This window comes from Macrococcus psychrotolerans, assembly GCF_038095555.1.
Taxonomy (GTDB): domain Bacteria; phylum Bacillota; class Bacilli; order Staphylococcales; family Staphylococcaceae; genus Macrococcoides; species Macrococcoides psychrotolerans.
On sequence record NZ_CP124591.1, the window covers coordinates 697651 to 712223 of the forward strand.

General features: G+C 39.0%; 12 protein-coding genes. 3 read left to right on the forward strand and 9 right to left on the reverse strand.

Translation table 11 applies throughout. From position 1 onward, the window contains the following. Positions 1-130: 130 nt before the first annotated feature. Positions 131-604, forward strand: coding sequence for a competence protein ComK (locus QA539_RS03630; protein ID WP_419895457.1), 474 nt, complete (start codon positions 131-133; stop codon positions 602-604). Here the strand turns inward: QA539_RS03630 and QA539_RS03635 are convergent. From QA539_RS03635 to QA539_RS03660, 6 genes are all read right to left on the reverse strand, one after another. Continuing rightward, complete coding sequence (locus QA539_RS03635; protein ID WP_419895458.1) at positions 601-2157, reverse strand: M20/M25/M40 family metallo-hydrolase; 1557 nt, start codon at positions 2155-2157, stop codon at positions 601-603. The two genes, QA539_RS03630 and QA539_RS03635, sit on opposite strands and share 4 nt — an antisense overlap. 99 nt (positions 2158-2256) lie before the next feature. Next, a complete protein-coding gene (locus QA539_RS03640) occupies positions 2257-3240 on the reverse strand; it encodes an acyltransferase family protein (RefSeq protein ID WP_419895459.1) in 984 nt (327 codons plus the stop codon). 250 nt (positions 3241-3490) lie between these two features. Further along, positions 3491-7090 carry a GW dipeptide domain-containing protein gene (locus tag QA539_RS03645; RefSeq protein ID WP_419895460.1) on the reverse strand — a complete coding sequence of 1200 codons (3600 nt, stop codon included), beginning with the start codon at positions 7088-7090 and terminating at the stop codon, positions 3491-3493. Positions 7091-7304: 214 nt separating this feature from the next. Then, positions 7305-7775 carry a DUF2538 family protein gene (locus QA539_RS03650; protein WP_133421645.1) on the reverse strand — a complete coding sequence of 157 codons (471 nt, stop codon included), beginning with the start codon at positions 7773-7775 and terminating at the stop codon, positions 7305-7307. 11 nt (positions 7776-7786) lie between these two features. Continuing rightward, entirely contained in the window at positions 7787-9079 is a 1293-nt protein-coding gene (locus QA539_RS03655) for an LCP family protein (RefSeq protein ID WP_419895461.1), read from the reverse strand. A gap of 78 nt (positions 9080-9157) precedes the next feature. Further along, positions 9158-10288 (reverse strand): glycosyltransferase, encoded by a 1131-nt coding sequence (locus QA539_RS03660; RefSeq protein ID WP_419895462.1) that lies wholly within the window; start codon positions 10286-10288, stop codon positions 9158-9160. A gap of 25 nt (positions 10289-10313) precedes the next feature. On the opposite strand from QA539_RS03660, the gene QA539_RS03665 reads away from it, so the two are divergent. After that, positions 10314-11357 carry a CDP-glycerol glycerophosphotransferase family protein gene (locus tag QA539_RS03665; protein ID WP_419895463.1) on the forward strand — a complete coding sequence of 348 codons (1044 nt, stop codon included), beginning with the start codon at positions 10314-10316 and terminating at the stop codon, positions 11355-11357. Then, positions 11354-12385, forward strand: a complete 1032-nt coding sequence (locus QA539_RS03670; RefSeq protein WP_419895464.1) for a glycosyltransferase family 2 protein — start codon at positions 11354-11356, stop codon at positions 12383-12385. Before QA539_RS03665 ends, QA539_RS03670 begins: the two co-directional genes overlap by 4 nt. Here the strand turns inward: QA539_RS03670 and QA539_RS03675 are convergent. From QA539_RS03675 to tagD, 3 genes are all read right to left on the reverse strand, one after another. Then, complete coding sequence (locus QA539_RS03675) at positions 12382-13317, reverse strand: CDP-glycerol glycerophosphotransferase family protein (RefSeq protein WP_423245841.1); 936 nt, start codon at positions 13315-13317, stop codon at positions 12382-12384. The genes QA539_RS03670 and QA539_RS03675 overlap by 4 nt on opposite strands. 79 nt (positions 13318-13396) lie before the next feature. After that, complete coding sequence (locus tag QA539_RS03680; RefSeq protein WP_419895466.1) at positions 13397-14044, reverse strand: hypothetical protein; 648 nt, start codon at positions 14042-14044, stop codon at positions 13397-13399. Between the two features lie 39 nt (positions 14045-14083). Continuing rightward, positions 14084-14482, reverse strand: a complete 399-nt coding sequence (gene tagD, locus QA539_RS03685) for a glycerol-3-phosphate cytidylyltransferase (RefSeq protein WP_120786474.1) — start codon at positions 14480-14482, stop codon at positions 14084-14086. Positions 14483-14573: the final 91 nt, after the last annotated feature.

Below are 14573 nucleotides of genomic sequence, written 5' to 3' on the forward strand. Positions count from 1 at the left end.
ATTAATAAACGCACAAAATCTGTTGAAATGTTAAAGATTTTGTTAATTTTTCGTTTAAAATGCTTAAAAATCATCCAAAAAAAAGAAGATTTTGTATAATTATGTTGTAAAACAAATAAGGAGTGCTGTTATGGAGCTGCCAATATCTATACATACAATGTATCTCTATCAATATGGAGAAGTTGAAGGTCGGACAGAGTTAAGACGTTTTAATGAACAGACGATTATCATGGACAGGCCTGCAGATCAACTGCTCGATGAAACCCTTGTGCTCTTAGGGAGTTCACTTAGAACACGCAAATCATCTGCAAGGGTTCTGATGCGTACGAAAAAGTATATTCCGATTATGATGGAGGCGCATTTGAACTGGGCATTTTTTCAGGTTCATCAGAATAAGCAGCATTATAAAGCGTATATTAATCAGAAATATGTAACATACATAGAGGGGAGCGATGAATATACAGATATTACATTTCTGGACGGCGCGAAACTGCGTCTGCCACAGAAGGTGAAACATGTTCAGAAACAATATGAAAAGTGTATCTGTCTTGTCGATACACAGTATAAAATAATAAAACGACAATCATTGTATGATTGTCGTTAATGATGCCATAGGAATTTCTGTATCACTTTTTCGATGATATCAGGAATTTCTTCACTCACGCTCTTGATATGTATGCGTTCTGAAAGCTGATGAGGATCCTTACCGAAGGCACCAATATTGATGACAGGTGCACTTAGTGCCTGCATATCGGCAAACGGTATGCTATAGTTACGACCGTATCCAGGTGTCTGATTCATATAGAAATCCGCATCTTTCATGCTTGCCTGATAGTTCACATAGCTTAGATCTGAAATGCCATTGAAATAATGAATCTTTCTAAGCTTACGATGGTAGCATTTATCCATCTGCTTTATCGCGTATTTCGATATCTGTGTAACGAGCTTATCCTCACTTGAATTTATTGCCGGATAATAGGGTGGTGCAAAGTAGATGACGACAGTATAATCATTATGATGATGGGATGACAGTAAACCTTGAACAATCTGTTCAGTAATTTCCTGGTCAGTCTCAGCAGTAATCAATTGTTCGATATCGACATCATCTTGCTTTAGCAAATCGTGATAGGTGATGACGTTAATGTTCGGCATATCAGGCATGATGTGGGACAGGTCACGTTTAATTTCACTTACAGTACGGCGGACGATATGTTCAAACTGACTGAGCACACTTTCAGCCGTCTTTCTGAAGATAAACACATTATAATAAGCAGATGAGATAAACGGTGTCTGAACATTATAATCCTGCTTTAAGTCATGCATCTTTAAGGCAACAGGTAGCGGGGTCGTCTCTTTCTTATAATGTTCAGTGAATGCCGCATTGTATTCAATCTCCTGATTGATGCGACTGATAATATAGTTAGAACTGAGTCCTTTTAGGGGTTCACCTACATGTGTCTCCTTACCGTAGACCATCACACCAGGCATCAGCTTGCCAATGGAACCTGTATAGATATAATGTGTTTCATCGCTAGGAAGCTGGCTGAATGAAGGCTCAGAATTCATAATCAGCTTAACATCCAGCTGCAAGGACTGAACCCATTCATTTAAGAATGTAGTTGCAGCTTTCATACCAGATGATCCAACTTCTTCGTCCGGAACAGAAACGAGGATGATATTGACCGGCCAGGCCTCTAATGTCGCTTTTTCTAATATACTCATCTGCATCATCAATCCAGACTTCATATCCATCACACCGCGACCGAACAAATAGTGGTCAGAATGCACATCTCTTTCAACATCTTCATCAAATAGCGCCTGCCCTTTGAATGCTTCGATTAACGCATCACTGTCGAAAGCGTATGCCGCTAACTGCCCGTAGTCCTGCACATCCACTGTATCGTAATGACTCATCATAATAATGGTGCGATCCGTATCATAGCTCCGATATAGCGCACAAATAGCATTCTTATGATCTGATGTTTCTACAAGCTGAATATGAGATTCCGTATGCTTAAAGTAGTCGAGCTGTTCCAGCTGCTGCTTTAAGAAGAATGGGAAACGCTGTTCTCCTTCGCTGTTTGTCACACTGTCATTCTTTACAAGTCGTTTCAATAATTCAATTCTAGCTTCCGGGGTCTGCCATAATGTGTTCATAAAAAACTCCTTAAATAAGAATTGTGAGCGTCTCTGTTGCTGTCACTTACTCTTATTATACGCATAAAAAAGAATAAAAAAATAGCAATAGAACTAAAGCTACTTTTTTAGTTCTATTACTGGTGATGTGAGCTGTTTCACTTTACGATGGCTGAAGAAGTAGACGAGAAAGACCGTCGTGAGCACCATAAACGTCAATATAGAGAAAATATGGTCATTAAAGTAGTGGTTGAGGTTCTTCGCACGGAAGATACCGACGAATAATCCGTGCAGTAAATAGATGAACATCGTCCTCGAACCGATATAAGTCAATCTGAGCTCTCTGTTCGGCACAATATTCAAGAAACTTACCGTACTGATCAATATAATCAAGTACACTGCTGCGCGTTTAAGGCCACTATATATATCTGGTGTATGTGTTTCCAGTGATGCATAAGGTTTACTACCGAACAGCCAGCTGAAATCAATCTTAAAACACATATAGAAGATAAAGACAAAAAGCAATGTAATTATGGAGAATAACACATAGCGCTTATCTCTGACATGTTTAAAGTGTTCAGGCTGAGCATAATAACCGATAAGAAATAACGGCAGGAATACAAGCGTTCTGGACAGGCTTAACGTGTTGTTGATAAAGTCAAAGTAACCTGCTGCGATACCAATGAAGAACGTTATAGGCAGCACGATCTGAGGCTTAATGTCTTTAATAAAGAACAATATCAGCTGCCATGAAAATAAGCTCATCAAGAACCACATCGCCCATTGTGGATCGAAGGGATTTAATTTAATCGTCGACACATCATCGATGACATAATAATAAACAGCATAGAAAGTCTGAAAGATGATGTAAGGGACCAGCAGTTTCTTTGTGACCTTCTTAATATAGCCAGGTTTATGAATACCTTTAGCAAAGTAACCGGAAATGAGAACGAATGCAGGCATATGAAAGCTATAGATAAACATATAAAGTGCATATAAGAACGGACTCTCATCAATGTATGAACGTAATAAATGACCAAATACAACGAGAATGATGAGGTAAAGCCGCGCATTATCGAAATAGAACTCTCTTTGTTTTGTCATGGTTTACTCCTTTCAAATGATATAGTTTGCAACGATATCTTATATTGGAATAGATTATACATTTCGTTTCTAACCAATAACTACTATAGCCGTTATTCATTCCTTTTAATCATTAAATTGCAGAACACCAAGAATTGCATATTCTTGCTGTTCTTTTTATTGTGCGATAAAGGAATACAGCATAAAACCCGAATGATACAGAAAACACTGTATCATTCGGGTCTTGGATTGTTGCTTGTAAGCTTGAAGATTAGTATTCATGGATGACATAGTTCACTGCATCTAAACCTAATGTCTTGTACATGCTAGCGATAATCGCTGCATTCTTCGCTGCCCAGTTAATATCAGTTGCATATTGATGGGTTGCAGGATTTGCTGGATTCCACCTCATCTGATGTAATGTACGCTGACCATGATCGATATAAGCACTTCTGACATACTTTGCACCGCCGACAATCGCTTTAGACGGATTATCCCATCCTTGTGCTTTAGCATATTTAATGCCGCCGACTTCTGGGTTGTTATCATCAGCCTTTGCACCGTACATATTAAAGTACTTCGTGCCTTTTGAAGTAGTCGCAGTATTCGTGCTGTTGATACTAAGTCCATTTGCTAGCCTGCTTGAACCATGACCCGTCTCTAATATCGCATGGGCAATCAGGTAGACTTCATTGATGTTGAATTGCTGTGCTGCTTTAGCGAATGCTCGGCCTTGTCCGGCAAGTGCACCTTTACCGACAAGCAGCTTGTCTAATGTCTTTGCGTTGATGCCTTCTGATTTACCAAGGTCCAGGAATTGATATTTCATTACAGGGTCTGTTAGTTTATCTTGCGTACGCATTGCCTTTGTAACTTCAGCAGCTGTAGCGTTGCGTACATTGTATGCGCTCTTAGACGTACTGAACACAACTTTAGGTGCGCTGCCTGCATGAACTTTAGCAAGGTTCATCTGCTTTTTGACTGCAGCAGATAATGTTGTCGGTGATTTCAGCTTCGTAATGTTCTGCGTGAATAAGTCACTGGATGATACATAACCGATCTTGTTGTTATTATAGATGACCTTATGCCATAACGTACGGCCGACCTTATCCGTGCGAATCACTTGCAGTGTACCCCCTTTAACAGCAGACAGTTTATCGGTACGCTGTTTGTTCGCACCACTTGGAATATTATAGATATAGCTGGTCGGTTTCTTCACTGTATGTGCGGACTTTGTCCAGCTGACCGTAGCGGTCGGTACCGTCTTGATAAACTTGCTGCTGATCCATCCAAGTACCTTATTATTATCTGCTACCTTATAGTACGGTTCGTTGTTGCGTTTCGCAGTTTCGTTTACATAGACTTGAGTATCCACAAGCTTTGTAACAGGTTTGATTGTTTTGAGATCTTTATAGATCAGCACTTGTTTCGGTGCTGTACGACCAATCAGTTTCACCGGTTTAGACTTTGTGATGACAGGGGTTCTGTCTACTGAAATTTCATGCTGTTTCAGCCAGCCACTAATATTATTTAATGTACCATAAACATAGACAGACTGATTCACCGTCATTTTCTTAGAAGGTGTAAATGATTTGCCGATGAAGGGTTTCAACTGCTTTACAACTTGTCTCATCGTACCATCTGGCATGCTGTATAACGAAGTTGCTTTGCTGTTTACTTTATATTTACCATTCATCTTAACTTCTGAAGAACGGCTTGAGACTACAGCGTCACTTGCTTTCACCCAGCCACGCGGGATCTTTAGCTCATCTGTTAATGCATAGTAGGTTGCTCCGTTATACGTTGCTTTCTTATTCACATAATACGTACGGTTCGCCTTATCTGATGCATTAACACCTGACTTCTGATCAACTGAGGCGTAGATCTTAGAAGTTGGAAGTTTAACTTTAGCAACCATCTGAGCTGCAGACACCTTGATCGGCTGTGGTGCAGGCTTAACAACCGGTTTAGGGGCGTTCAGTGTCAGTTCGTTAAAGTTAATCCATCCTGTTAAATTGTTCACCGTACCGAAGTAGTAGTTCGTCTTTCCGACAGTGACTTTCTTTGTAGGTGTAAACTTCTTGCCGACATGTGATTTTAAGTTTGTAACAATTTGACTCGCTGTACCCCAAGGCGTCTTGTAGAGACTCGTTGCTTGGTTGTTAACGTTAAAGTTGCCCGTAACCGCCGTTTCAGCACTGCGATTCACTGCAGTCGTATCATTTGCTTTTACCCAGCCACGTGGCGTTTTCGTTTCGTCTGTAAGCGCATAGTACGTATTGCCGTTTAATGTCGCTTTCTTATTCACATAGTAAGTGTTGCCGGCCTTTTGACCCGCACTCACACCCGTTGCACTGTCAACAGAAGCATAGACTTTCGCCTTCGTGCTGTTGACGCGCGCCATCATCTGAGCGCTTGAAGTTGTTACTGTGCCCTTAACCGTCTCAGCAGGCTTTGGTGGCGTCGGTTGCACTGTAACCGGAGGCGTAGGTTTCGTACCATTTAACTTATAGTTATATTTCTCCTGTACAAGACTATAGAACTCATTGAAGGTATAGTTGTTTTCAGCGAACCAGCCAACGGGATCTGAGTGATCCGTACCGCCGAGATAGTTTGAAACGGCCTGGTGTGACCATACGGTACCTTTACCGTCGTTATGTGCATTATCAACCGGTAACTTATAGTAGATGAGATTCGTCGCCAAGTAATCTGCTAAGTTATTAACAGACTTACTGAAACGATCTTTCCCGTATACACGCACGAGCTCAACATTAATATTACGAGAATTCGATACACCGCCAGCTCCCCATGATAAGTAATCTGTATTCGCTGTCTCGATAATGTTATTATCATCAACGAAAGCGTGAACAAATGCGTTATTAATATTACGCGACATATATGAAATCTCGCCTTCAATCGTTGAATTCGGATTGGCGGTTTCATGAGCGACGATTCCTTCAGGCTTCGCAACACCATTACGATAGGCAATCTGTGGTGCATCCTTGAAATAACGTGTTTCATATTGAGGAACTTGATAATTATTATATTTGATATATTCATTTACTGACATGTTTGAAGGACTTTGAGCCTTTAACGTTCTGACATTTGATTTATTGTTTAAAGTACGTGCCTTGATGGACTTTGGTGCTTGCGCCTGTATGTTACTTTGTGTTGCTGAAGTCTTAAGTGTTGAAGCAGCTGTCTTAGGCGCTGTCGACTGTGTAGTAGTGTTCACAGATTTTAGAGCAGGTGCAGTCTTATTGGCTGTAGCAGCCGTTTGAGGTGCAGTCGATTGCGTAGTAGCGTTCACAGATTTTAAAGCGATAGCCCTCTTATTGGCTGCAGCAGTCGTTTGAGGTGCAGTCGACTGCGTCGTAGCGTTCACAGATTTTAGAGCGGGTGCTGCCTGCTCTACAGTCGGTGTCGTGGGTGTAACTGAAGTGTTCACTTTAGCAACGGTCGCTCTTTGTTTCTCAGCTGTCGTATCTGCTTGAACAGCAGGTGCTTTATCTGCAGATGAAGGTGACGGAGTGGCAGTCGTCTTAGGCGCCGTTGTAGACGAAGGCGTTGTCGCAGTCGATTTAGATGTTGAAGTTGTCGCAGCTTTACCTGCTTGAGACAAGCTGTATTGAGATTTTACATCTACAGTCGCCGTCTGAGTCTTCACTGGAACAGCTTGTGCTGGTGTTGGCTGCTGTGCAGGCGATGTCGCAGTCTCTTGTACAGTCTTTGTTGCTGTTGTAGGTGTGATATCAGTCTGTGTTTTTTCAGGTGTTACTTGTGTTTGTTCAGCTGCATGCGCCACCGTTGTTCCTCCAGCAAGCATCATTAACAGTGCAGCAGGTGTTTTGTAGTAAAATTTATTATCCATGTAAGTTTCCTTTCTAATATGAACTTATTAACAATGTAATTATATACTGTCAGAAAATTTTAGTATATAAGCTTAATGATTTGTAATAATCCCTTAACATTTGCAACACCAATCTTGATGATACGGCCCTGGTCATTATCACTATATATATCGAGTAAAGAACTAAAGCTGTACATAATAAAAAGGACTTATACCGTGTATAAGTCCTAATCGTCTAAAGCGCTTCTAATCTGATGATTGCTGTGTATTGCCAGAAGAGCTTCATCGTATTAATATTCCAGTGATTCATACCCATCGCAAAGCCGGAAGGTTTGAAGATCTGAACATCAGAAACTTCAAGCGCAGCTGCGATTAAATACTGATAATGCACATCAATTGATTTAAAGTTCTCACTTAAGTGTCCGTCATCAAATACGAAATCCAGTGGCACATCATAATCGAATATATTAAGCTGCTCAAAGATTTCAGGAATTCCTACAATATAGCAGGCGCCATCCATGAGCGGATTTTCGCTGGCATCTCCATAATAGATGAGTAATGCTTCATAGTTCTGACGGTGATAATCGTTCACGTAAAAGAAATCTTTACGCAAATTCTCTCTGTCTTTGTTCTCGATCATGATTGTTTCTAATCGATCAAAAACTTTATCAATATGCTGATACTTCTCATAAGTTTTGCGTGTCATAGGGGCCTCCCTTAATAAATATTCGTATCTATCTGTTCTTCTATAGTTGCTTCACTATTAAGATTGTTTTCTGGCACTACAGTTTCTGTAGTGTTATCTAGCTCCGGTGAAGGAGATTCACTGCTGTCTGTAGTATCATTAAACTCTGGTGAAGGGGCTTCACTGCTGTCTATAGTATCATCAAGCTCCGGTGAAGGAGATTCACTGCTGTTTGTAGTATCATCAAACTCTGGTGAAGGGGATTCGCTGCTGTCGTTAGTATTTTCATAAGCATCTCGAACTTCTTCTCTGTCCAGCTCCATCAAAGGAATGAGATCATTATAAAGCGTACGTACCTGGTAGTCCAGCAGGTCATCTTCTTCAGTCATCTTAAGCTCAAGGTCTTCATGCAGTAGTTTAGAAATATCATAGACGTCTTCCATTACTGGATTATAATAATAAACACCGTTATACATATAATCCGTGCCTTGAAGCTGACGTTGTGTAAACTTTACATCATTTGAAGCATAATACTGTGCCATCGCACTGATATCATTAAACGTTAAGTTATGCTTTGCATTGTTACCAAGAATCTCTATCAGATCGTCCAGCTTGCTGATTGAACCTGAATCTTTCGCTTTCTTAGCCAGTGCAACAATCATCTCCATCTGACGTTTACCACGACCAAGATCGGTGTCTACACTTCTGCTTCTGGCAAGGGCTAAAGCTTCATTGCCATTTAGAAGCCGGCGACCTTTCTCTATCTTAATTCTGCCTTTGTCATTCTTCGTCGGTTCGTCGATATCAAACGGCACATCGAACGTAATACCGCCAAGTTCATCCACAATGTCAACGAACGCCTGCATGTTCACTCTTACATAGTAATCTACTGGTACATTGAACTTCTGCTCCACAGCATGTGCTGAACTTTTAGGACCACCTTCAGCGTGCGCATGCGTAATCTTATCATACATCTTAACAGATGGAATGTAACTTAGTGTATCACGCGGTATACCAATCAGGCGGACTTGTTTGTCATCACGGTTAAATGTCGCGAGAATCATAGAGTCAGTACGTGCCTCGCTTATCTTCTGACCATTGTCGCGGCGCTCAGGACTGTCATCGATACCGAGGAACAGAATAGAGAAATTATCTACGGAAGGATTAACGGTCTTATCACGCAGTTGAGACTTTTCGTATGCTTTATTATAGGATGTATCGATTGCCGTCTTTGTTGAATGATATAGATAAGCACCATAAGCGACAGGGACTGCAATCAGGCTGAGTGACAATAGTATAAGCATCCATTTAAATATTCTATTCATTGTTACACTTCCTATTTTCAAATTAATAAACTATTTAATTATAAAGGCATAGAAGAGCATTTACAACTTTAGTTTATTTTAAAGTAATTGACGTCTTATTATGTTATATATCCCATCTTCAGAGAACTGAACGACTGTTGCATAGCCACCTTGTTTAAGATGTTGTCGCAACTGTGTATCATGAATAAGGGTAAGCATAGCTTCTCCGAATAACTGCGTGTTAAAACAATCTACTACCATCGCATTATCTTCATTGAGTAATGCTTTCGGTCCGATAGGTGCATTAAAGCTCACCACGTTACAACCTGCTTGCATGGCCTCAAGAATCACCATACCAAATCCTTCAGAACGAGAGGGCACTGCTACAATCATACTTCTACGATATATAGATGCAACATCCTGTGTCATGGGGTGAATGGAGATAATATCGTCGAGATGATAATGAGTGATCATGTCACGTAATTGACTCTGTTCATGGCCCTCACCGTATATATTTACTTTAAAGTCATATTCACGTAATGAAGGCGCGATATGATAGATACTCTCTATAAACAGATCGAATCCTTTCTCGTGTTCTAAACGCCCAAGACTTGAGATGATCGGTTGTTCATCTCGATGATAAGTAGTTTCTGGGATAATATTTGGCAATGTAAACACGTTCGGATGAAATGATGAATAGATATTACGATCTTCATCCGTTAACGTTGTAATGTAATCTAAGTTAGAATATGTAGATTTTATTAAAGACTGTAAACGTTCTGGATGTGCATTAAAGTGCATATGCTCCATACCGATAGTGGTTGTACGGCTATACTGTGCAATTAATATATTATACGTTGCACGTGTTCCGACAAGAAAGTCAGTATCAACATGCTGGATAGCCTGTATGATCTTACGTTCAATATATGCTGAGAACTGATTTAAACCGGGTTCATCAGACTGAATCACTTTTGGCTTCAGCAATGGTGTGAATGTATGAATTCTGTTCATAATCATTGGCACAATGTTTAATTTATTACTATAATCAATAATACATTCAACATTTATATTTTCGTGAGTCGGATAAGCAGGCGAAGTTTTACTTTTAAATACAGATAACAGTGTTACATCGTGACCTCGTGTACTTAATGTATTTGCAAGATTAATGATGGCTCTCGTTGTTCCGCCGATATAATATATATTGTGAACTAAAAATGTAAATGATTGCATGATAAACTCCTGACTGAGGTGTAGTATGAGAACATTAATCAAAGCGAGCTATATAATCCTATTAAAACTGTTAGATCGATTCATTGTTACCAGGCCAAAACCAAATCATATCGTAATAACAATGACATTTACAGAAGATCTATTACCGATAATAACGCAACTCGCTTCACAAAAAATCGATATTTCTCTATTATATCATCCGAAGTATAACGATGTTGTAAAGAAACAATTAAATTATCATAACATTAATGCGATTCCATTAAATAATAAATATCTATTTCAGCATATCAAGGCGGTGAAACGTGCGAAAGTTATACTGATCGATACGTACTATTTAATGTTCGGTGCTATTACAAAGCATAGAGATCAAGAAGTCATTCAAATATGGCATGCATCCAGTGCATTGAAACGATTCGGACTTGAAGATCGTTCTGTAGACGTATCAAACACCAAGATGATCCAGCAGTATAAAGATGTATATGACTTTACTGATAGTTATATCGTTGCGGGTGATCATATGATAGAAGTATTTAAACAATCATTGAATGCATCCGATAAGAACTTTATTAAAACCGGACTACCAAGACTTGAATATTCAACTGCATCACAAAGTGAAGCCGATACAGTACTATTTGTTCCGACATACCGAGATTACACGTTGAAGGAAAGCGATAAACTTAAGCAAGAACACGTGAAAAACCTACGCATCCGTGCACACCCTTCAGACCATAATTATGAGACGGATACCGAAATTTCGCAATTAACATTAGATGCGTGCTTGAATCTTGCAGATATTATTATTACAGATTATAGTTCACTCGCGATAGAAGCACTGTATAAAGGAAAGCGTGTCATGCTATATGTGCCGGATGAAGCGGAATATGAAGCTTCACGCGGATTAAATCAGTACTACTATGCATTGCCACAAGAAATAAAAGCATATACAGTTGAAGCATTACAGCAGAAGCTGATGCATATTGAACGTATCGACACAGATGGATGGACAAACTATCAGACGCAGCATGCAACACAAGATATCATTCAGTATATAAAGGAGCGATTACAGTGATAACGGTCATTATACCTGTATATAACGCGGAAGCCACAATAACACGTGCGCTTGATTCTGCGAGAGCAGCAGATTACATTATCTGTGTGGATGATGGCTCTACCGATAAAAGTCGCGAGCAGATTAAATTATGGCAACATCAAAATAGCAAACAAGTCATCTATATACATCAAGACAATCAAGGCGCGGCTAAAGCACGAAATAAAGGAATCATCGCAGCGACCTCAGACTACGTGATGTTTTTAGATAGTGATGATTCACTTGCTGAAGGCGTGATTGAGCATTTTAAACAACTGAGACAGAAACAACCAGCACACGATGTTTATGTAGGACACATACAGCATATGAAATCAAACAAATTAATTCCAATTAAAAGCCACACCTACACGTCAGGATCGACAACGTTATCTCGATCACCGGAATTGATGCAGTCAATCGGACCAGGAGCAAAGTTATACCGTAGAGATATATTATCACAGTTTGATGAGGATATTACATTCTGTGAGGAACATGCCTTTAATATTAAATGCCTGATGAATCGTGTCTTTGTAACGGATAAAGTTGTCTATTATTATCACATATCCACCGGATCCATCACTCAAAGCTATCAAAACGGCTCTGAATATATTAAAGATGCTATAAAAGCACGTCAACGTGTCTTTGATCTACTGGCAACCTCACAAAATTCACAGGAGCTTATGCAATACTATAGCTATAGAATGGACGAATTGATTGTCAGTTATTTAATCAAACACGTTTTGCGTGTTGAGCATGATGAAAAGTTTATCGATGATGTAATTCGCTATATCGAAGAGATGAGAACAAGCACCTACAACAATCAGAGCCTAAATCAAATCGTGCTCTTTGTAACACTGTATGGTAATAAATCAGAGCGACAACAGCTCGAACACTATATCAAAGCACATCACTTTAAATTGAAGAACTATATTTTACATCACCCTGTTAAAGGACAATTGTTTATACTAAAAACAAGAATAAAGGACAAAATAAAGCAGCTGCGTAATTAATGCAGCTGCTTTAAAATATAGTCATGTAATGGTTCGTTACTTGAAGTAGTATTGACATACTTATCAATATTGTAATAAGTTTCTGAGAGAATGGCATTGAATAAATCGTCCCTGTGATAATAAATTAAAGGTGATAACGTGTCGATAACGTCATTGTACACACCTCGAGAAGAAGTGTAACTTTCGATATCATCCATAATCATATAACAACGTTTATTCAGTGCAAGTGCATCGAACACAACAGATGAATAATCTGTCACGACAACATCACAGACAACGAGTAGATCTTCAGTTGGTAAATCACTGATAATACCATGAACAATTTGTGTTGATTCTGGATGTGGTTTCGAAATCACCTCATAATCAGTAAGCATATTAAAGTCAATCGGTTCATAGTCATACGTTTTCCATGTCGGAAGGTAGAGGAGTAATTGTTTGTTTGGATCAAGTGCATACTTTTGACACACACTTTCTCTCAGCTGTTCATAGGTTGCTCTATTACGAATCAGCTGTTTCATGTAATGCACTCGTGGATAGCCGACATCCTTTATACGTGAAGGATTGATATTAAAGGCTGTTTCAAATAAATGATTTGCTGACGGTGTATCTGTAATGAATACGTCCGTTCGTTGGAGCTTATTATACTTTCTAAGACGATATAAGAAGACAGAAGCATTCTGTACAGACTCTTTACTATCTAAAAACAACTGTTTAATTGGCGTACCATGCCATAGATTGATCACAGTACCCTTTGTATGAAAATCATCAGGTGCAAAGGATTCTAAAATTACGACACGCGCATTCAGAATAATAGCAGAGGATTCATTGACAGGTATCACACGGACGTTCAATTGCTCGAGTGTATCACGGTGGTGATCGCTCACGAAATAAATATCAAATGCATTAAAGCGTGAATCCTCCAATAAAGACATAAGCAAATAACGTGAGTTACCTCTAAAATGATAGTCGAAACCCATAAAAACAATATAAGGTTTTGTATCTCCGACAGCCTCACTCATTAGATCTTTGGTAAGGACGAATTTTTCGTTGGAAAAGTATATTGTAAAATCGCTTAAATAAAGAGGGTGGAAGCTTGAAATTTTGATTTAAACGATCTACGGACAATGTATAGGGCTTATTAATTGAATGAAATTCACCTTTTGAGCGTATACCATGAAATTGAAGGTACTGCTGCCATGGATATGACAACTCAGACTGTGCAATGGTACTTAACAATGCCTTAGACGGATAACTTTTCGATTCAAAGTCAAAGACAACATGTCCATCTATAGTAACTTGATCACTTAAATGCAGCACATAAATCATAATATCTATCGCACTGTCAAAAGTAATATCTGCTTTAGCTAACTGTGATTTCAATAAACGACTATTGTACACAATAGAAGCACAAAGATAGGGCTGCACAATCGCGCTTGCATTCACAACATCAAGGCCGAAACAATCGTATAAATTAATATACTTTTGATCTACCGTATAATCTACAAAAGTATGGAGTGCACTTGTCTCTACACAATTCAGCTGTGTGTCATTTACACGCATAGATGCATCAACCACAACAACATGATCCCGCTCACCAATCCATTCACACAGTTGACGACCAGATACTGCTTGATTTAATTTAACAATTTGTATACGCATACGTCACCTCATAAAAAAACCAGGACAATAGCCCTGGTATTATTTTGCGTCTCTGCCATATAACTCTTTTTTTATTTGAGTTGTTGAGATACCTTCAGTACGTTTAACATACACAACTTCACATTGATCTTTAAGAAAATCAAATTCGCCTTCCCAGTCATGCCCCATAACGAAAGTATCAACCTCAAATTTCGATACATCTGTTTTCTTCTGTTCCCAGTCATTTTCAGGGATAACTAAGTCAACATAACGAATCGACTCTAACATCATCTTACGTTGTTCATAATCATAATAAGATTTCTTGTTTTTAAGCTTATTAAACTCGTCAGTTGAAAGTGCTACAATAAGATAGTCACCCATCTCTCTCGCACGACGAAGTAATTCAATATGACCATAGTGCAATAAGTCGTATGTTCCATAGGTAATAACGCGTCTCAATAGATTGGCCTCCAGTATTTTATGTATAATTGTTAAGTTTATGTTAATATATTATAGAGATTTTGTAAACGTTTATAAATATAGTGCACTA